This window comes from Arthrobacter sp. 10T44 (genome assembly GCF_056393885.1).
This window is the reverse complement of the sequence record NZ_JBFTGT010000001.1, coordinates 939,022-957,727: the sequence shown is the minus strand read 5'-3', so window position 1 is coordinate 957,727 and position 18,706 is coordinate 939,022. Positions and strand designations below refer to the sequence as shown.

At 67.2% G+C, this 18,706-nt stretch carries 14 protein-coding genes and 1 rRNA gene; 7 read left to right on the top strand and 8 right to left on the bottom strand.

Annotated elements, in window-relative coordinates; all coding sequences use genetic code 11:
- The 4 genes from rrf to AC1DBL_RS04490 all read left to right on the top strand — a co-directional run.
- A 5S ribosomal RNA gene (gene rrf / locus AC1DBL_RS04505) occupies positions 1–104 on the top strand; the annotation flags it as partial.
- A gap of 318 nt (positions 105–422) precedes the next feature.
- Positions 423–710 carry an HU family DNA-binding protein gene (locus tag AC1DBL_RS04500; RefSeq protein WP_011776355.1) on the top strand — a complete coding sequence of 96 codons (288 nt, stop codon included), beginning with the start codon at positions 423–425 and terminating at the stop codon, positions 708–710.
- 110 nt (positions 711–820) lie between these two features.
- The gene (locus tag AC1DBL_RS04495) at positions 821–2,974 is read left to right on the top strand and encodes a bifunctional copper resistance protein CopD/cytochrome c oxidase assembly protein (RefSeq protein ID WP_476925538.1); all 2,154 of its coding nucleotides are present in this window, start codon (positions 821–823) and stop codon (positions 2,972–2,974) included.
- On the top strand, positions 2,974–4,938 hold the full coding sequence (locus AC1DBL_RS04490; RefSeq protein WP_476891882.1) for an NHL domain-containing thioredoxin family protein: 1,965 nt from the start codon (positions 2,974–2,976) through the stop codon (positions 4,936–4,938). The genes AC1DBL_RS04495 and AC1DBL_RS04490 overlap by 1 nt, the downstream gene beginning before the upstream one ends.
- Positions 4,939–5,061: 123 nt before the next feature.
- Here AC1DBL_RS04490 and AC1DBL_RS04485 read toward each other — a convergent pair whose 3' ends face one another.
- The 4 genes from AC1DBL_RS04485 to AC1DBL_RS04470 form a co-directional block, all read right to left on the bottom strand.
- Positions 5,062–6,054 carry a hypothetical protein gene (locus AC1DBL_RS04485; RefSeq protein WP_441416549.1) on the bottom strand — a complete coding sequence of 331 codons (993 nt, stop codon included), beginning with the start codon at positions 6,052–6,054 and terminating at the stop codon, positions 5,062–5,064.
- A 120-nt stretch (positions 6,055–6,174) separates the two neighbouring features.
- Complete coding sequence (locus AC1DBL_RS04480; RefSeq protein ID WP_441416550.1) at positions 6,175–7,875, bottom strand: helicase HerA-like domain-containing protein; 1,701 nt, start codon at positions 7,873–7,875, stop codon at positions 6,175–6,177.
- A 75-nt stretch (positions 7,876–7,950) separates the two neighbouring features.
- Positions 7,951–8,652 carry a type 1 glutamine amidotransferase domain-containing protein gene (locus AC1DBL_RS04475; protein WP_441416551.1) on the bottom strand — a complete coding sequence of 234 codons (702 nt, stop codon included), beginning with the start codon at positions 8,650–8,652 and terminating at the stop codon, positions 7,951–7,953.
- A gap of 60 nt (positions 8,653–8,712) precedes the next feature.
- Positions 8,713–9,582 (bottom strand): aldo/keto reductase, encoded by an 870-nt coding sequence (locus AC1DBL_RS04470; protein ID WP_476891884.1) that lies wholly within the window; start codon positions 9,580–9,582, stop codon positions 8,713–8,715.
- A gap of 178 nt (positions 9,583–9,760) precedes the next feature.
- Here AC1DBL_RS04470 and AC1DBL_RS04465 point away from each other — a divergent pair, with 178 nt between their 5' ends.
- On the top strand, positions 9,761–10,750 hold the full coding sequence (locus AC1DBL_RS04465) for an LLM class flavin-dependent oxidoreductase (protein ID WP_476925537.1): 990 nt from the start codon (positions 9,761–9,763) through the stop codon (positions 10,748–10,750).
- 72 nt (positions 10,751–10,822) lie between these two features.
- Here AC1DBL_RS04465 and AC1DBL_RS04460 read toward each other — a convergent pair whose 3' ends face one another.
- Positions 10,823–11,923, bottom strand: coding sequence for a GmrSD restriction endonuclease domain-containing protein (locus AC1DBL_RS04460; protein ID WP_476925536.1), 1,101 nt, complete (start codon positions 11,921–11,923; stop codon positions 10,823–10,825).
- A 374-nt stretch (positions 11,924–12,297) separates the two neighbouring features.
- Between AC1DBL_RS04460 and AC1DBL_RS04455 the strand changes: the two genes are divergently transcribed.
- The gene (locus AC1DBL_RS04455; protein ID WP_476925535.1) at positions 12,298–14,454 is read left to right on the top strand and encodes a discoidin domain-containing protein; all 2,157 of its coding nucleotides are present in this window, start codon (positions 12,298–12,300) and stop codon (positions 14,452–14,454) included.
- Positions 14,455–14,510: 56 nt separating this feature from the next.
- Here the strand turns inward: AC1DBL_RS04455 and AC1DBL_RS04450 are convergent, their stop codons facing one another.
- The 3 genes from AC1DBL_RS04450 to AC1DBL_RS04440 form a co-directional block, all read right to left on the bottom strand.
- Positions 14,511–15,437, bottom strand: a complete 927-nt coding sequence (locus AC1DBL_RS04450; RefSeq protein WP_476925534.1) for an AEC family transporter — start codon at positions 15,435–15,437, stop codon at positions 14,511–14,513.
- A gap of 160 nt (positions 15,438–15,597) precedes the next feature.
- Positions 15,598–16,026 (bottom strand): aspartate 1-decarboxylase, encoded by a 429-nt coding sequence (gene panD, locus AC1DBL_RS04445; protein WP_476925533.1) that lies wholly within the window; start codon positions 16,024–16,026, stop codon positions 15,598–15,600.
- 70 nt (positions 16,027–16,096) lie between these two features.
- Positions 16,097–17,005: a LysR substrate-binding domain-containing protein gene (locus AC1DBL_RS04440; protein WP_441416558.1), complete on the bottom strand. Its 909-nt coding sequence runs from the start codon at positions 17,003–17,005 to the stop codon at positions 16,097–16,099.
- Between the two features lie 142 nt (positions 17,006–17,147).
- On the opposite strand from AC1DBL_RS04440, the gene AC1DBL_RS04435 reads away from it, so the two are divergent.
- Positions 17,148–18,611, top strand: a complete 1,464-nt coding sequence (locus AC1DBL_RS04435) for an amino acid permease (RefSeq protein WP_441417821.1) — start codon at positions 17,148–17,150, stop codon at positions 18,609–18,611.
- Positions 18,612–18,706 lie beyond the last annotated feature (95 nt).

Here is an 18,706-nt window from a genome sequence, read left to right as displayed (position 1 = left end):
GCGTGGGGGAAACGCCCGGTCCCATCCCGAACCCGGAAGCTAAGACCCACAGCGCCGATGGTACTGCACCCGGGAGGGTGTGGGAGAGTAGGTCACCGCCGGACAACCATTACAGCCAGGCCCCGACACACAGTGTCGGGGCCTGAGCCCTTTAACACCCCAAAACCACCCACCACGGCACCCGCCCACCGCCGTCGCGCACCGCCGCCGCTGCGTCGTCGGCCGGCACCGGCCCGGGTAGCGTCCGCTGACGGCTGAAAAGGTACTCCAGGGCCCTCGAAATCCGGAATTTTTCCCAAAAAAGGGCGAAAACACGCGGAATTTGCCACCTCGGCGGCGGCAAGCTGGTAAGTTTTCGAAGAGTGGCTTGCACGCATGCCGCGTGCAGGCTTCAGAAATTAGAACCGTCCAGGAGGACATAAATGGCTAAGAACCGTAGTGAACTTGTTGCAGAGGTAGCTGGCAAGGCCGGCACCAGCCAGGCAGCCGTCAACTCCGTGCTCGATGCACTGTTCGAGGTTTTCGAGACCTCTGTCGCCGCGGGCGAAAAGATCACCATCCCGGGCTGGCTCGCCGTCGAGCGCACCGACCGTGCAGCCCGCACCGGCCGCAACCCGCAGACCGGCGAGACCATCCAGATCGCCGCCGGCCACAGCGTCAAGCTGACCGCCGGTTCCAAGCTGAAGGCTGCAGTCGCCAAGAAGAAGTAGTCTTCTTCAAACGCTTGAAAGGAGCGGCAACCCCTCGGGTTGCCGCTCCTTTGCGTTAACCGCCGCCGAGAGGATTCGGCGCGCGGGCAGGGGTAGCGGACAATGGAGTTGTGCCTTCCGCAGCGAAACCCCAGACTTCACCAGCGACCACCCCGACGGGCGGAGCGCGTGGCCGAGGTGCCGGAGCGCCGGGAATCTCCGGGCCCTGGCAGCTCGCCGGCCTGGCCGCGCTGTTCCTGGGCCTGGTGGCGGCACTGCTCTTCTCCGGGGCGGCCGGAGCCCGCGAAGTTTCGGATCCCGGCGCGCTGGTCCGCTGGGGGCTGCCCATCAGCAAGGCCATCCACAACGTCTCCCTCGCCACGGTAATCGGCGGCCTCATCTTCGCCGTCGGCATCCTGCCCAAGGATCTCTCCGGCCGCCAGTCCCAGGACAAAGCCGCCCCCGAGCATCCCGCCTTCACACGCGCCCTGGCCGTCGCCGCCGTCGCCGGCATCGCCTGGACCCTCTCAGCGGTTGCAGTGCTTGTCCTGAGCTACTCGGACATCGCGGGCCAGGCGATCTCAGGGGACCCGGAATTCACGAAGTCCCTCGTCTACTTCATGACCGACATCGAAACCGGCAGGGCCTGGCTGGCCGTCGTCATCATCGCTGCTGTGACCACCACTGCGCTGTTCGGCGTCCGTTCGAGGGGTGCACTGGCGTTCACGCTGATCCTTGCCGTCATAGGGCTGGTGCCGGCGGCGCTGATCGGCCACTCGTCCAGCTCAAGCGACCACGAAGGCGCGATCAACTCCCTGGGCCTTCACCTCTTGGGAGTCTCGGCCTGGGTGGGAGGCATCATTGTGCTGGCCCTCCTCTCCGGCGTTCTTGGTGCCGCTACGGCCGCCGGAGCCCCGGGCCGGGCCGACATCACGGAACCGACCCTCCGCCGCTTCTCGGCCCTGGCCGGCTTCGCCTTCGCACTGGTCTTCGCCTCCGGCGTGGTCAACGCCAGCATCAGGATCTCCAGCTGGGCAGACCTGTTCGGGTCGGCGTACGGACAGCTGATCCTGGCCAAGACGGTGGCCGCGCTCGTCCTGGGCGGCGTGGGATTCATGCACCGCCAATGGGTCATCCCTCAGTTGGGCGTCAAGGGGGCCGGCCTGACCGCCCGCCGTGTGCTCTGGCAGCTGGTGCTCGTGGAGCTGCTGATCATGGGTGCGACGTCGGGAATCGCCGTCGCGCTCGGCCGCTCGGCCCCGCCGCAGCCCAGCACCTTCGCCGCGGACGCGTCGCCGGCCTTCATCCTCTCCGGCTACGAACTGCCTCCCGAGCTGACCCCGCAACGCTGGCTCACGGAGTGGCGGCTCGACTGGCTTTGGGTCGCCGTCGCCGTCTTTGGCCTGGTGTCCTACTTCCTGGGCATCCGCAAAGTCCGCCAGCGCGGCGACGCCTGGTCCTGGTTCCGGACCGTCAACTGGGTCATCGGCCTGGTGGTCCTCACCTACGTGACCTCCGGCCCGCCCTCGGTCTACGGCCGGGTCCTGTTCTCGGCGCACATGGTCGACCACATGGCGCTGACCATGGTGGCCCCCATCTTCCTCGTCCTCGGTGCCCCCGTCACGCTGGCGCTGCGGGCACTGGCCGCGCGGCGGGACAGCTCCCGCGGGCCGAGGGAATGGCTGTTGATCTTCGTGCACTCGAGGTTCTCGCAGCTCGTCACTCACCCGCTCTTCGCCGCGGCGAACTTTGCCGGGTCGATTGTGCTGTTCTACTACTCGGATGCCTTCGGCTACGCCATGCGCGACCACGTGGGCCACGAACTGATGAACCTGCACTTCGCCCTGACCGGTTACATCTTCGTGCTGACCATGATCGGCACAGACCCGTTGCCCCGCCGGGCGGCGTACCCGATGCGGCTGCTCCTCCTGCTGGCCACCATGGGCTTCCACGCCTTCTTCGGCGTCGCCATCATGGGCGGCACCGGGCTGCTGGCCGCCGACTACTTCGGCAACCTGGGCCGCAGCTGGGGCCCCTCGGCCCTGCTGGACCAGCAGATGGGCGGCGCGGTGGCCTGGGGGATCGGCGAAGTGCCCACCCTGCTGGTGGCGATCGGCGTCGCCGTCATGTGGTCCCGCTCCGACGCACGGGAGTCCAAACGGACCGACCGTGCCGCGGACAGGAATAACGACGCCGATCTCACCGCTTACAACGATATGTTTGCCCAGCTCGCCGAACGCGACGCGAAGCTGGCAGAACGCAATTCAAAGCTGGAAGGACGCTGATGAGCGAAACCGTACGCACCCACCTCCGGGTCCGGGCCTCCGAACTCGTAGGCCGAGGCTGGTTGAACACCGGCGGCAAATCCCTGGACCTCGAATCCCTGCGCGGCAAGATCGTGCTGCTCGACTTCTGGACCTTCTGCTGCATCAACTGCCTCCATGTCCTGGACGAGCTCCGGCCGCTCGAGCAGCAGTACTCGGACGTCCTCGTGACCGTCGGCGTGCACTCGCCCAAGTTCGAGCACGAAGCAGATCCGGTGGCCCTGGCGGCCGCCGTGGAGCGCTACGAGATCCGCCACCCGGTCCTGGACGACCCGGAGCTGGACACGTGGAAGGCGTACACCGCCCGTGCATGGCCCACCCTGGTGGTCATCGACCCCGAGGGCTACATCGTGGCGCACCTTTCCGGTGAGGGCCATGCGGACGGCCTGGCCGTGCTCATCCCCGAACTGATCGCCGAGCACGAAGCGAAGGGCACCCTGCACCGCGGCGACGGCCCGTACGTGGCCCCGGAGCCGACGTCGGGCACGCTGCGGTTCCCGGGCAAGGCCCTTTACCTTCCGGCCGGCCGCGGCGACTCGGCCGCAGCGGCCGACGCCGGCTCCTGGCTGGTGACCGACACCGGCCACCACCGCCTGGTCGAGCTGTCCACCGACTTTGAGACGGTGCTGGGCACCTATGGTTCGGGCGAGAAAGGCCACGCCGACGGCGGTGCCGCCGAGGCCCGCTTCAACGAACCGCAGGGCCTGGTCCTGCTTCCGGAGGACGTGGCCGCGAAGGCCGGCTACGACGTCGTGATTGCCGACACGGTCAATCACCGGCTCCGCGGGCTTTTCCTCGCGGACGGCAGCGCCACCACCCTTGCCGGCAACGGGGTACAGCGGCTGCTCGAGACCGGCCCGGCGCGCGTGGACGAAGAGGGCGCCGCCTACGGTGGCCGGCTTGAAGCGGATCCGCTGCAGGTCTCGCTGAGCTCGCCCTGGGACGTCGTCTGGTCCAGCAAGCTCAACGCCGTCGTGGTGGCGATGGCCGGCGTGCACCAGATCTTCAGCTTCGACCCGGTTACCGGTGCTGTGTCCATCATCGCCGGCAACGGCCTCGAAGGTTTGCTCGACGGCCCGGCCGCGGAGGCCTGGTTCGCCCAGTCCTCCGGCCTCGCCGAAGACGCCGACGGCAACATCTGGGTCGCCGACTCGGAGACCTCGGCACTGCGCAAACTCGTGATCGCCGACGACGGCGCCATCACGGTCGAGTCCGCCGTCGGCAAGGGATTGTTCGATTTCGGCTTCCGCGACGGACCGGCGGCCGAGGCCCGGCTCCAGCACCCGCTGGGTGTGACAGTCCTGCCCGACGGTTCGGTGGCGATCGCGGACACCTACAACGGTGCCGTCCGGCGCTACGACCCCGCTACCGGCACGGTGTCAACGCTCGCGCGGGGGCTGTCCGAGCCCTCCGACGTCATCGTGGACCACACCCAGGTGGCCGGCACCGAGCCGCTGCTGGTGGTGGTCGAGGCGAACAAGCACCAGCTGGTCTATGTGCCCATCCCCAAGGAAGCGCAGCAGGTGGACGAAGGGGCGGCGCAGACCCACCGGCCCAAGAGCCCGGTGGCCCCAGGTCTGCTGTCCTTGACCGTGCGGTTCACGGCCCCGACCGGGCAGAAGCTGGATGACCGTTGGGGTGACCCGACGCAGCTGAAGATTTCCTCCACCCCGCCGGAGCTGCTGGTGGCCGGCGGCGGGACCTCCGTGGGCCTGCTCCGCACCCTGGAGCTCGCCTCCGACGTCCCCGAGGGCGTGCTGCACATAACCGCACGGGCGGCGGCTTGCGACGGTCCGGAGACCGAGGACGGGGAGATCCCGGATCACGCGGCGTGCCACCTGTACCAGCAGGACTGGGGCATCCCGGTGCTGCTGCAGGCCGACGGGGACACCGAGCTGGTCCTGGACCTGCGCGGCATGGACTAAGCGCCCGGCTGGAGTCCTGAGGTACTTGGCGCTGTGAGGCTGCCGTCCGTGGCTTGCGTGTCACGGACGGCAGCCTTTTGCGTGTCCGGGGGAGCCGGCGGCCGCGGCCGCCGCACAGCAGGCTTAGTTGCTTAGCTGCGGGGTGAGCTTGACCGTGTCGCCGTCGATGTCCAGGCGCGTGGTGAAGCTGAAATCGTGGACTGCGTTGAGCTCCGTAACCGCGCCGGTGAACAGGTCCACCTGACGTGCCTTGATCCGTGCCTTGCCGTCCAGCGGCGCGACGACCCAGCGGCCGCCGAAGGGCTCGATGCTGACGGCCGGATAGTCGGCGATGCTCCAGTCGATCGTGCCGTCCACGACCCGGTTGTTGGTGGCGTGGTAGAACGGGCAGTCCGGCTGAAGCCGCTGCTGCTTGTCCGCCTGCTCCGCGCAGCTGTCCAGGAACTCCTTGACCTTCGCGGTGACGGCGTCCTTGAGCCCGTCCGTGGCCTGGGTGAGCAGGTTCAACGGCGCCGAGGGCATATCCCGACTGGTCACGGTTGTCCGGGTCGCGGGGGCGGCGAAGAACTGGCCGTTCAGGGCCGCCTCGTACTCGCCGGGGTAGAACACGGCAAAGGAGTTGCGACCGTTGGGCATGTTGACCGGGACCCCGTTGAGCAGGGCCTGGTTCGAATTCACGACGGTGACGTCGATCACCGGCAGCGCGGCCGGGACGAAGGACCAGTCATGGAAGAAGAGCCACTGGGTGCCGGACCGTTGCAGCAGGAACTCGGTGCGCAACTGGCTGCCGTCGATGGTGTAATCGATCGGAACCATGACCTGGTTGCCGCCCTGGTCCTGCGCGTTGCCGATCTTCACGTCGGATATCCTCGCGGCGGCGGTCTTCAGCGCCTCTCCGTCCAGCATCGCCGGGTTGCTCTGCGGCACGGAGGCGTGAAGAAGGCCGAGCGCCTTCTCGCCTTCGCCCTTCTGCAGCGCGTCCAGATACTCGCGGACCGGCTGCTGGGGGCTGGCAATGGAATTGTTCACCAGATTGATCGCGACGACCGCGCCGGCTATGGCGAGCATCAGGCCCAACAGCCACACGGCTGCAATCCTGACCAACGCCTGACTCATCTGCACGTACCTTACGTTACCTGCACGCCCGCTGAACGCAGGTGTCACGGGCGCCCGTTGTGACGTGCACCATGCCCGCCGGGCGGTCCCGGCCGCGGCGGCCCGGTTGCGGAAGACCGCCTAGCGCCTGCGCCGCCGGGATGAGGTGCCGAAGACGCCCCGGAGCAGCTCCCGGCCGATTTGCGTGCCCAGCGAACGTGCCATGCTCTTGAGCCCACCGCCGAGGGCGCCGCCCAGCGCGCCGGCGAGGTCGCCGGCCATTCCGCCGCTGGATTCCTGCGGCTGCGGGGCGCGACGCTGCGGGGTGCGTTCCCGATCGGGCGTCGGCGACTGTGTGGAGCGGCTGCTGGGTCGGCCGAGGATTTCTTCCTCGATCCGCCGGGCGTCGGCATCGACGGCGTTGGGGTCCAGGCCGGTGCCGGAACCCGAACCGGCGTCGGACCCGGCGGCGGGGCCGGTGGACGCTGCCGACTGGCTCGCGAGCTTCTCATAGGCGGAGACGTTGTCCACGGCGGTGCCGTATTTGGCGAGTAGGGCGGACCCGGCCACAGTGCTGGCTATTAGCGCATCATCGCTCGGTCCCATCACGGACTCCGGCGCCCGCAGCCGGGTCAGGGCCACCGGGGTGGGCGCGCCCTTCTCATTCATGACCGTGATCACGGCCTCGCCGATTCCGGCCGAGGTCAGCGTCTCCTCAAGGTCGTAGTCACTGATCGGGAACGTGGAAACCGTTGCCTTGAGTGCCTTGGCGTCCTCGGGGGTGAAGGCGCGCAGGGCATGTTGCACCCGGTTCGCCAGCTGGCCCAGGACGTCCGCGGGGACATCCTTCGGTGTCTGGGTCACGAAGAAGATGCCCACGCCCTTGGACCGGATCAGCCGGACCGTCGTGGTGATCGCGTCAAGGAAAGCCTTGGAGGCGCCGTTGAACAGCAGATGCGCCTCGTCCAGGAAGAACACGAGTTTCGGTTTGTCCAAGTCGCCCGCCTCGGGCAGGTCCTCGAACAGGTCCGCCAGCAGCCACATCAGGAAGGTGGAGAACAGCATGGGCTTCGTCTGCAGGGTCGGCAGCTCCAGGCAGGTCACGACGCCGCGGCCGTCGGGGGCGGTCCGCAGCAGTTCAGCGGTGTCGAACTCGGGCTCGCCGAAGAACTTCTCCATCCCCTGCGCCTCAAGCGTGATGAGTTCGCGCAGGATGACGCCGGCGGTGGACTTCGAGAGGCCGCCGAGGTTCTCCAGTTCGTCCTTGCCCTCGTCCGAGGTCAGGAACTGGATGACCGCGCGCAGGTCTTTCAGGTCGATCAGTTCGAGGTTGTTCTTGTCCGCGAAGTGGAAGACCAGCTGCAGGCTGGACTCCTGGGTTTCGTTGAGCTCCATCACGCGGGACAGCAGGATGGGGCCGAAGGAAGTGATGGTGGACCGGACCGGTATGCCGGCGCCGTCGCCGCCGAGGGCCAGGAATTCCACCGGGAAAGTCTTGCCGGACCAGGCCTGCCCGATGCTGTCGGTGCGCGCCTTGAGTTTCTCTGAACCGGCGGCGGCCGTGGCGAGGCCGGAGAGGTCGCCCTTGATGTCCGCGAGGAACACCGGGACACCGGCGGTGGAGAGCTGCTCAGCCATCATGTGCAGGGTGACGGTTTTGCCGGTCCCGGTCGCACCCGCCACCAGGCCATGGCGGTTCATCATGGCCAGCGGCAACCGGACAGGGGCTTCCTTGTGGAGCTCGCCGTCGACGATCGCGGCCCCCAGCTCAATCGTGGGCCCCTCCAGGGTGTACCCCTTCTGGATGGTGGCGACTTTATCTGCAGTGGATTTGATGGCCATGCCGTTAGCTTAGCCGGGTCCGGAAGACCGGACCCGGCCACGGCCGATGTTTATTTTTCTGCTTCGCCGCCGTCGTTATTCGGCGAGGGCCTTGAGGACTTCCTTCGCCACGTCCTCGCTGGACTGCGGGTTCTGTCCGGAGATGAGGTTGCCGTCGCGGACCACGTGTGAACTCCAGGCGGCCCCGTTTTCCACGACTGAGCCCTTTTCCTTCAGCTCGTCCTCGACGAACCACGGCGTGTTCTCCCCGGTGCCGCCACCCAGTTCCTCTTCATTGGTGAACACGGTGAGACGGCGCCCCGCGAAGGCGAAGTTCCCGGCGTCGTCGACGGCGCTCAGCAGGCCGGCGGGACCGTGGCAGAAGGGCGCGATGACCTTGCCGGCCTTGTTCGCCTCGATCAGCAGCCGGCCGAGGTCCGCATCCTCAAACAGGTCGGCCATGGGGCCGTGGCCGCCGGGCATCACGATCGCGTCGTACCCGGAAAGGTCGACGTCGGCCAGCACCAGCGGGGCGGAGAGCTCGGCGTCGATCTCGGCCAGGTACTTGCGGAAGCCGTCGGCGCGGTCCTGGCCGCCGGCGGATTCTGCGGCCAGGCTGACCTCGTCCACTGTGGGCTTGGCGCCGGCCGGAGTGGCGATGCGGACGGTGTGTCCGGCGCCCAGCAGGGTCTGGTGGGAGACCACGAGTTCCTCGGCCCAGTAACCGGTGGGGTGCTTGCTGCCGTCGCGCATGGTGAGGGAATCTGCTGCGGATACGACCATCAGGATGTTAGCCATGTTCTTGCTCCTGTTCTGCCGGCCAAGGAGCCGGTCAAAGGTGGGGATGGGGGTGGGTTCTTAGCGTGCGGCTTCGAGTTCGGCGAACGTCGCGTCATCGAGGACGACGCCGGCGGCGGCCAGGTTCTCTTCGAGGTGCTTGACCGAGCCGGTGCCCGGGATCGGCATCATGACGGGTGAGCGGCGAAGCAGCCAGGCGAGGGCCACCTGGGAGGTGGTGGCGCCCAGCCGCGTGGCGGCCTCATCCAGGGGGCCGCCCGGACGGGAAAGTTCGCCGGCCGAGATCGGGGCCCACGGGATGAAGCCGATGCCGTGCTCCTCCGCGTAGTCGAGGACATCCTCCGAGCTGCGATCCGTCAGGTTGTAGCGGTTCTGCACGGTGGAGACGGTGAAGTACTGGCTGGCCTGCTCCAGCTCGGCCACGCTGACCTGGGACAGGCCCAGGGCCTTGACCTTGCCTTCTTTCTGCAGGTCGCGGAGGACACTGAACTGCTCTTCCGGATCGACTTTGGGATCAATCCGGTGCAGCTGCAGCAGATCCAGCGCGTCCACCTTGAGCTTGCGCAGGCTCAGCTCGGTCTGCTGGCGCAGGTACTCGGCCCGGCCCAGCGGCACCCATTCGTTCGGACCGGTGCGCGTGAATCCGACCTTGGTCGCGATTTTGAGGCCGTGCTTGTAGGGATGCAGGGCCTCCGCAAGGATCTCCTCGCTGATATTGGGCCCGTAGGAGTCAGCCGTGTCGATGAAGTCGACGCCGAGCTCGACGGCCCGGCGGACGACGGCGATGGCCGTGCCCCGGTCAGCGGGTTCGCCCCAGACACCGTCGCCGACGATGCGCATCGCGCCGAAGCCCAGGCGGTGCACCGTGCCCAGGTCCTTCAACTCGATCGTTGCGGATGATTCCGGATGCTGTGGGTTGTCGTGGCTCATAAGGGCGGCAACCCACTAAGGGTGCTGAGTATTCCTTCCGCGCACTCCTGCCGGTGATTCCGGCCGCGCAGAAATAAGCCCGGCCCCGCCGTCGTTGGCACTAGTATGCGCCTGCCGGAATCCGGCTTGCGCCAGATTTTCCAGACACCCTGCTCCGCTACGAAAGGCCGGCTTTTCCGTGACTGTTCCGCTTTCCATCCTTGACCTGGCAATCATCGGCAAGGGCCAGACGGCGGCGGAAAGCTTCGCCGGCAGCGTGGCCATGGCGCAGCGCGCCGAGGAACTGGGCTACCGCCGGATCTGGTACGCCGAGCACCACAACATGTCGTCCATCGCCTCCTCCGCGACGAGCGTCCTGATCGCCCACATCGCCGCGCATACCAAGACCATCCGGCTCGGATCCGGCGGTGTGATGCTGCCCAACCACGCGCCGCTGACCATCGCCGAGCAGTTCGGCACGCTCGAGACCCTGCACCCGGGCCGGATCGACCTCGGCCTGGGCCGGGCCCCCGGCAGTGACCAGAACACCATGCGCGCCCTGCGCCGCGACCCGATGAGCGCTGACAGCTTCCCGCAGGATGTCCTGGAACTGCAGGGCTACCTGACCGGTCCTACCCGCATCCCCGGTGTGGAGGCCACCCCCGGCAAGGGCACCAACGTGCCGCTCTACATTCTCGGCTCCTCGCTGTTCGGGGCGAAGCTGGCGGCGCAGCTGGGCCTGCCCTACGCCTTCGCCTCGCACTTCGCCCCCAACGCCCTGCAGGACGCCGTAGCGCTCTACCGCCGTGAATTCCGGCCGTCCGCGCAGCTGGAGGCCCCGCACGTGATCGCCGGCGTCAACGTGATCGCCGCGGATTCCGCCGCCGACGCGCAGGCAATGTTCCAGGCCACCAAACGGGCCCGGGTCTCGCTCTTCTTCGGCAACGGCCGCGTTTTCAGCGACGACGAGGCGGATATGATCCTGGACTCCCCGCAGGGCCAGCACATGGCGCAGATGATGAAGTACTCCGCCGTGGGCACCCCGGGCGCAGTGCTGGAATACCTGGACGAGTTCACGGCGCACGCCGACGCCGACGAATTGATCGTCGCGCACCAGAGCGCCGGAGTGGAGGACAGGCTGCGTTCCGTGGAGCTCCTCGCGGAGGTCGCCGGGCTCGCCCGGGTCTGAGCCGGGACAGCGCCCGCCAGACGCGCCCGCCGGTGCCCTGAAGGGCGCCTCGATCAGCCTTTCAGGCGTGGGCTACTCGCAGCCGACGCCGTCGCCGTCGCGGTCCAATTTGCTGCTGTAACCGGGCTGCCCCAGCCGGATGGGTGCGGCGCCCGCGGCCCTGACGGCAGTGCAGTTTGCGTAGTACACCGCTGCCGGAACGGGCGCTGCCGGAACGGGCGCAGGCGGGGCGGGTGCCACCGGGGCGGGTGCCGTGGCCGGGGCTTTCCGCGCCGGCGGAGCGGCCGGCGCGGGAGTCGTCGGCTGCCGGCCGGTGGGGGCCAGGGCGCCCGGGCAGTCCGCCAGGATCCGCGCCATCGCGTCGTGCTCGGCCCGGGTGACCCACAATGCGTAGCTGGCCTTGACCGAGATCTGGCGCGCCACGTAAGCGCAGCGGTAGGACTTGTTCGGCGGCAACCAGGTGGCGGCGTCGCCGTCGCTCTTCTGCATGTTCGCCGGGCCGTCCACGGCCAGGAGGTTGAGCGGATCGTTGGCGAAGGCGAGCCGCTGGGCGGGGCTCAGCCGCTGTGCGCCTTTTTGCCAGGCGTCACTGAGGGCCACGACGTGGTCGATCTGGACCGCGCTGCTGGTGTCGGCTCCGCGGCGGAAGTTGATGAGCCTCGCGGTGTAGGGGTCCTTCAGAATCCCGGAAAGCACCACGCAGCCCCGGGTTCCGGGCTTGAGCGCCTCCGCTGTGAGGTCGCGGCGCAGCGTGTCGTTGCGGGTGTCGCAGCCGTTCCGGTCGACGTCGGCCCAGGCCTGTCCGAACTGGCCACGGGAGTACCCGGTCTTGGGCGCCCTCCCCTTGACCGGCAGCGTGGCCAGCACCTCAAGCGCCTTGCTGGCGTAGGCCGGCTGCTTATGTGGGGCCGACGCCCCGGTCAAAGCGGCTGTTGGCGCGGCCACCGGCGTCGGAGCGGAACGGGACGTGGCGGATCCGGGGGGCGCCACACCAGGTGATGCACTCTCGACGGCGGACTTACCGGGGACAGCTGCGGTTCCGGCGCAGGCGGTGGACGAGACCAGCAGCAGCCCGGCGACGCCGCAGGCGATCCAGTCGACGGCGCCCCTGCGGCGGCCGGTGTCGGATGGAACCCGCCCGTTACCAGCTCCGCGTGCATTAATCCTGCGCAATTCTTCCCCTACTACTTGCCCCGCTGCTTGCCCGTCGGCGGGCCGGTGTCCGGCCTTTCACAGCCTACCGGCGGAGTCCCCGACGTCGGGCCGGTGCCACGCCGGGGTCCCGGCGGGCGAGGGACCGCTCGATCATGCAGCGGGGAAGGGCAAGAAGTCCGTAGCTATTTCCCGCACGGCCGTGCACACTGGGATTTGATCGTCAACAACCAGTACAGCGATGCCCTTTGGGGGCGGGTGGCGCGCGGCATGAGGCCGGGGCTGCCCCAACAAGTTCCCCCGAGCCTTGAACGGACAACACCGGACCCGAGGATGCCATGGCGCCTGACCCCGAGCGTAAGAAGCGGACTCTTCGACCATCTCGGCGTGCAACCATGATCTCCGTGGCGGCCCTCGCTGCGGTGGGTCTCTGGCTTGGTTCGACCGTCGCAATGCGGGGCGCGGGGCCAGAGCCGCTTCCGCACGCCGACGGCATCATTAGCATCGAGATGGACAATCCGGTGAACAAGTTCGATGGCCACCGCGCCATGGGGGTCGGCGTCGACGGCCTCGAAGAAAACGAGATCGACCGGGTGTGGTCGCCACCGAATGTCCAAGCCATGAAGTCAGCCGGATTCGGCCCGGTGAGTTACCGGCTGCGCACCGAACTGGGCGTCAAGGCGTGGCACTGGAACCCGCACGGGACGTGGAGCCAGCCGGACAAGGAGCAGGGGTACTGGACGTCCTCGTCCGAGCCCGCGGAAGATTATGGGGTCTCGTACGGCTACCGCCTTCCCCGGCGCGGCAACACCATCGATCAAGGAAAGAACAGCGGCCACTCCCGCTTGAACGACGGCGACGTTGACACCTTCTGGAAGAGCAACCCCTACCTGGACGCCCACTTCACCGGAGAACCTGACAGCCTCAATCCGCAGTGGATCATGGTTGAGTTCCCGCAGGCCCTGCCGATGGACACCGTCCGCTTCGATTGGGGTACCCCGTACGCCACCCGGTTCAAGGTGCAGTACTGGACCGGCCGCGACGCGCGCTTCCCCGTTGACAAGGGCACCTGGCGTGACTTCCCGCAGGCCGTGCAGCAGGGAACCGGGGGGACCCAGACGGTACGGATCGCTTCCACGCCGATAAACGCCCAATACGTGCGCATCCTGTTCACTGCGGACTCGAACACCGCCCCTGCTGGGTCCCGCGACATTCGCGACCGGCTGGGGGTGGCCGTGCGAGAAATCTATATCGGGCAGCAGCAAGGCGGTGCGTTCCTCGACCACGTTCGGCACCGGACGTCCCAACGGCAAACGGTCATGTGGACCTCCTCGACGGACCCGTGGCACAGCAAGGACGACATCGACAAGGATTATGAGCACGCCAGTTTCGAGCGGCTTTTTGCCAGCGGGATTACCAAGGACGAGCCCATGATGGTCCCGGTTCCGGCCCTGTACGGAACGCCCGACGACGCCGCGGCCCTGGCCCGCTACCTCGGTAAGCGCGGCTATCCGATCAAACGGATTGAGATCGGTGAGGAACCGGACGGTCAGCTCGCCCAGCCGGAGCACTACGGGGCGCTGTACGTCCAGATGGCCGCGGCCATGCGGGCTGTGAACCCGTCCCTGGAGTTCGGCGGCCCGGGCTACCAGACCACACTGCCCGACTGGGTGCACTGGCCGGACGACAAAGGGGTCCGGTCCTGGACCGGTCGCTTTGTTTCCTACCTGCGGCACCGCGACGCAATGTCGGACTTCGACTTCTTTTCCTTCGAGTGGTACCCCTTCGATAATGTGTGTGCCGACCCCGCCGGGACTCTGCCGCAGAACCCGGAGTTGCTGAGGCGGCTGCTCAAACGCGAGGAGGATGCCGGCCTGCCCGCCGAAGTTCCCAAGGTCATCACCGAGTACGGCTATTCCTCGTTTGTCGGACAGGTCGAACTGGAGCTGCCCGGCGCCATAGTCAACGCGGAAACGTCCGCCATGTTCCTGGCGATGGGCGGGGAGAGCAGCTACTTCTACGGCATTGAGCCGAACTGGGTGTTCCAGGACGAAGTCGGCGAGAAATGCGATACGCGGGGCAACCTGATGCTGTTCCAGTTCTACGATGAGTGGGAAATCCGGCCCGTGGCCGCCTACCAAGCTGCCAGGCTGGTGAACCACAGTTGGCTGGAGGCCGGCACCGGCAGCCACACCATGTTCCAGACCACCAGTGACGTGCGCAACGCGAAGGGCCAGGAGCTGGTCACTGCCTATACGGTGCGACGCCCCGACGGCAAGCTCAGCGTGCTCCTGTTCAACAAGGATCCCAAACGGGCCATCACCGTCCGGCTGATGCAGGAAAAAGACGGCAATTCCCAGGTTGTTAAGGGCGGCCTGGAGCTCGACCAGTACTCGGCCGAGCAGTACAAGTGGAACCCGTCACACGGCAGGGGCAACGGAGGGTATCCGGACCCGAATGACCCGCCGGTGAGCACCAGCGTAGGCACGGACAGGCACGCCACCATAACGCTGCCGCCCTACAGCATCTCAGTGGCTACTGCCCCGGGCTAAGGAGCGGCGCATCACGCAGGTGCTGGGCGCCGTCGTCCGCCCGCGCCGGGTGCTTCTCAGGCGAGGAGCAGGGCCACCCCGATCATCGCGGGGACGGCCACCACGGTGGTGATCAGCACGGTGTCTTTGGCGACGGTGAGCCCGGTTCTGTACCGGTTGGCCACCACAAAGACGTTCTGCGCCGTCGGCAACGCGGAGGTCACCACCACGGCGAAGAGTGCCTGGTCCTGCAGGCCAAGGGCGAACCGGGCGAAGAGGAAAGCCAGCAGCGGGTGGACGATGAGCTTGAAACCGCTGGCCAGCAGGGTGTCGGTCCGGCGTTCCGCCGAGGCCTGCAGCGGCCGGGAGCCGTTCAGGCTCATACCGAAGGACAACAACATGGCCGGGATCGCGGCGCCTCCGATCAGGTGGATGGGCTGCAAGATGAGTTGCGGAACCTCCCAGCCCGTCCCGGCCACCAGCAGCCCGAGCCCGGAGCCAACGATCATGGGATTCCGCAGGATCATCAGGGCAAAACTCAGCGGCGTTGTCCGGTGGGCGCTAGTGGTGGCATCCAGGAGCATGAGGAATAGGGGCGTAAAGAAGGCCAGCTGGAAGATCAACAAGGGCGCCACATAGCTGGCGTCACCCAGGACATATACGGCGATCGGAATGCCAAGGTTGGCGGAGTTGGCCAGGGACGCGCTCATGGAGGAGACCAGGGCTTCGGGCAGGGAGCGCTTCAGCAGAAGGCGCACGACGCCGAAGTAGATGGCCGCCGTCGTGACCGCCCCCACCGCCGTCACCAGCAGCGGAGCGGCGAAGACGTCGTTCAGCCTGGCTTTGCTGAGCGTCTCGAACAGCAGGGCCGGGCTCGCCACGAAGAACGTCAGCGCGCTCAGGACGGAGCGGGCGTTATCGCCCAGAATGTTGCGCCGGCCGACGAACATGCCGACCAGGATGATGAACCAGACGACGAAGAAGCCGGCCAGGACGCCTAGCATGCGGCAGTCCGTGACGGCGTGGTCGGGCAAAGGGTGTCAGGCACCGTCCCACAATAATCAGATTTTTCCCGCCAACCCTTCTGGGCTGGCAACGGGGCGACATGAACCTGTCCGCGCGGGAGCGTCCCGGGAACTTTCGGCGGGGTCTGCGGCTGGCGCGTTAGTTCAGCGCGGCGTTGTTCAGTGCGTGCGGCGGGCGCATCAGGCCGGCGGTGTGGCCCTCCGCGGGGTCGCTGCCGATCTGGACCACCTTGTTGTCCTTGTCCACATGGACCACCCTGGGGGTGTAGGCCTTGGCCTCTTGCGTGGTCATCTGGGCATAGGTGATGAGGATGACGATGTCATTTTCGTGCATCAGGTGAGCGGCCGCGCCATTGATGCCAATGACACCGGAGCCGCGCTCGCCGGCGATCGTGTACGTCTCAAGCCGGGCACCGTTGGTGACATCAACGATCGCCACGAGTTCCCCTGGCAGGATGTCGGCGGCCTCCAGCAGGTCCAGGTCCACGGTGACCGAGCCGACATAGTGAAGGTCCGCGTGGGTGACCGTGGCGCGGTGGATTTTGGACTTGAACATTGTGCGATTCATAACGTCACCAGTCTAACGCCGGCGCACGCGGCGCGCTGTGAGCCAGGAAACACCGCCGAGGAGGCCCGTGTCAGGCCGCGGGGGCGATGGAAGCGGCCGTCTCGGCGAGGACCTCGCGCGCCGCCAGGATGGCCGGGCGCGTAGCGCTGGAGCGGCGGACGGAGGTGAAGACGGTGCGGTGCGGGTCCCCCGGGAGGTCGATCAGTTGCGCCGTCGTGCCTCGCCCGGTCCAGACCAGGTCCGGCATCAGCGCCACAGCATTGCCCGACTCGATCAGCCGGATCTGGGCCTGCAGGTCGGCGGTTTCAAAGCGCACGTCCGGCTCGAACCCCGCGCTCCGGCAGGCCTGCTCGGCCCAGTGCCGGGACGCCGCACCGCGGGGTTCCATCACCCAGGACATCCCCGCGGTGTCGGCCAGGCACGTGACGGCGGGACGCTCCGGGGAAGCGGGCGGCACCGCCAGCCGGATCGCATCGCCGGTCAGGCGGATCCGGTCCAGTTCGGCGTAGCGGGGTGCCGCGTGGCCCGGATACTGCTCGGCGATGACCAGGTCGAAGTCCCGCGCCCAGGTTTCATGCAGGGCCGTTTCGGGTTCGCGCTGGATCATCTCGATCCGGACCTCCGGATAGCTTGCGGACATCCGGGTCAGGGCATCGGGCATCAGGGCCAGGGCCGCGGATTGGAAGACGGCGATCCGCACCGTTCCGGTCACGGTGGTCAGCGAGGCTGCGAGGTCGGCTTCCGCCTGCTCCAGGGTTTCCAGCAGCTGGGCGGTATGGGCGACCAGCACTTCGGCCTGCGGGGTGAGTTGCACCCGGCGGCCCGTCTTCCGCAGGAGCTCGACGCCGGCTTCCTTTTCCAGCAACGCCAGCTGCTGCGAGACCGAGGACGGGCTGTACTGCAACGCTTCGGCGACTTCGGCGAGGGTGCCCCGGATCTTGAGTTCGCGCAAGAGGCGCAGCCGCCGGACGTCGAGCATCGCTATTCCTTTGTGAATTCTAATGGTTATTGATTAGGAGAATTCACTTTATCTAATGCAATCGGGCTTGCATACTGTTGTCACTGAGTTACCCCCATCACAGGGTGGATTGATGGGCGCCACTTCCGAGCAGGAGACCCTGATGAGCACCAGAGATTTAACCAAATCAATCATGCGGCGCAAGCCCATCGACGACATCGAAGAAGAGAACAAGCACAGCGGCCTGTTCAAAAGCCTTGGCCTCTGGCAGCTGACGGCCATCGGCGTCGGCGGCATTATCGGCGTCGGCATCTTCTCGCTCGCGGGCCTCGTCGCCCACGGCAGCGAGAGCGAACCCGGCGTCGGCCCCGCCGTGCTGTTCTCCTTCCTGATCGCCGGCCTGGCCTCCGCGGCCGCCGCCCTGTCCTACGCTGAATTCGCGGGCATGATCCCCCGCGCCGGTTCGGCCTACACCTACGGGTACGTGGCCCTGGGCGAGGTGATCGGCTGGTTCATCGGCTGGGACCTGCTGCTGGAATACATTGCCATCGTGGCGGTGGTGGCCATTGGTATCTCCGGCTACTTCGACGCGTTTCTCTCCGGCATCGGCATCCACATGCCGACCTGGATGACCTCCACGTTCGACGAGGGCAAGGGCGGTATCGTCAACCTCCCCGCGATTGCCGTCTGCCTGCTCGTGACCTGGATCCTCTCCCGCGGCACCAAGACCTTCGGGCGCTTCGAGCTCGTGGCCGTCGCCATCAAGGTCGTCCTGATCCTGTTCATCATCGGCCTGGGCATCTTCTACATCAACACCAACAACTACAACCCGTTCATGCCCAGCGGCTTCGGCCCGGTGCTGGCCGGCTCCGCCACCGTGTTCTTTGCCGTGTTCGGCTACGACGCGATGAGTACGGCTGCGGAGGAGGCCACGGACGGCAAGAAGCACATGCCGAAGGCGATCATCCTGTCCCTGATCGTGGCCATGCTCCTCTACGTCGCGGCGACCCTGGTCCTCACCGGCATGCAGAACTACAAGGACATCGATCCCAAGGCCGGCTTCGCGTCCGCCTTCAACGGCGTCGGCCTGCCGGTGATCGCCACGATCATCTCCGTCTTCGCCGTGCTGTCCATCCTGACCGTCATGCTGACCTTCCTGCTCGGCGTCACCCGCGTCTGGTTCTCGATGAGCCGCGACGGGCTGCTGCCGGGCTGGTTCGCCAAGACCGACCGGCACGGCACCCCGCAACGCGTCACCTGGATCGCGGGTGTGGCCTCGGCCGTGCTGGCCGGCGTCTTCCCGATCAAGGCCGTGGCCGACCTGACGAACATCGGCATCCTGGCCGCGTTCGTCGTCGTCTGCCTCTCCGTGATCATCTTCCGCTACAAGCGTCCGGACGCCCCGCGCACCTTCCGGCTGCCCTTCATGCCGGTGGTTCCGCTCTTCGGCATGCTCGCGTCCGCGTTCCTGATGCTTCAGCTGCACTGGGAGACCTGGGTCCGGTTCGGCGTCTGGCTGGTCGTCGGGCTGGCCATCTACTTCGGCTACGGCCGGAAGCACTCGCTGATGAACCCGGACAGCCCGCGGCATGAAGAAGCCGTGGAGATGCACCGCCACGTCGGCTAAACCGCCTACGCTCCCTCACGTTCTGCGGCCCTTATCCGGGTGCTCCGTCAGATCCGGCCCAATTCCGGCGAACCCTCCCTCACCTCGTGGGGGAG

Excerpts from the sequence above, each read along its gene's own strand:
- AC1DBL_RS04435 (WP_441417821.1), top strand. The coding sequence starts at position 17,148 with ATGAGCACCAGAGATTTAACCAAATCAATCATGCGGCGCAAGCCCATC.
- panD (WP_476925533.1), bottom strand. The coding sequence starts at position 16,026 with ATGAATCGCACAATGTTCAAGTCCAAAATCCACCGCGCCACGGTCACC.
- AC1DBL_RS04440 (WP_441416558.1), bottom strand. The coding sequence starts at position 17,005 with ATGCTCGACGTCCGGCGGCTGCGCCTCTTGCGCGAACTCAAGATCCGG.
- AC1DBL_RS04475 (WP_441416551.1), bottom strand. The coding sequence starts at position 8,652 with ATGGCTAACATCCTGATGGTCGTATCCGCAGCAGATTCCCTCACCATG.
- AC1DBL_RS04500 (WP_011776355.1), top strand. The coding sequence starts at position 423 with ATGGCTAAGAACCGTAGTGAACTTGTTGCAGAGGTAGCTGGCAAGGCC.
- AC1DBL_RS04480 (WP_441416550.1), bottom strand. The coding sequence starts at position 7,875 with ATGGCCATCAAATCCACTGCAGATAAAGTCGCCACCATCCAGAAGGGG.
- AC1DBL_RS04450 (WP_476925534.1), bottom strand. The coding sequence starts at position 15,437 with ATGCTAGGCGTCCTGGCCGGCTTCTTCGTCGTCTGGTTCATCATCCTG.
- AC1DBL_RS04485 (WP_441416549.1), bottom strand. The coding sequence starts at position 6,054 with ATGAGTCAGGCGTTGGTCAGGATTGCAGCCGTGTGGCTGTTGGGCCTG.
- AC1DBL_RS04490 (WP_476891882.1), top strand. The coding sequence starts at position 2,974 with ATGAGCGAAACCGTACGCACCCACCTCCGGGTCCGGGCCTCCGAACTC.
- AC1DBL_RS04470 (WP_476891884.1), bottom strand. The coding sequence starts at position 9,582 with ATGAGCCACGACAACCCACAGCATCCGGAATCATCCGCAACGATCGAG.
- AC1DBL_RS04455 (WP_476925535.1), top strand. The coding sequence starts at position 12,298 with ATGATCTCCGTGGCGGCCCTCGCTGCGGTGGGTCTCTGGCTTGGTTCG.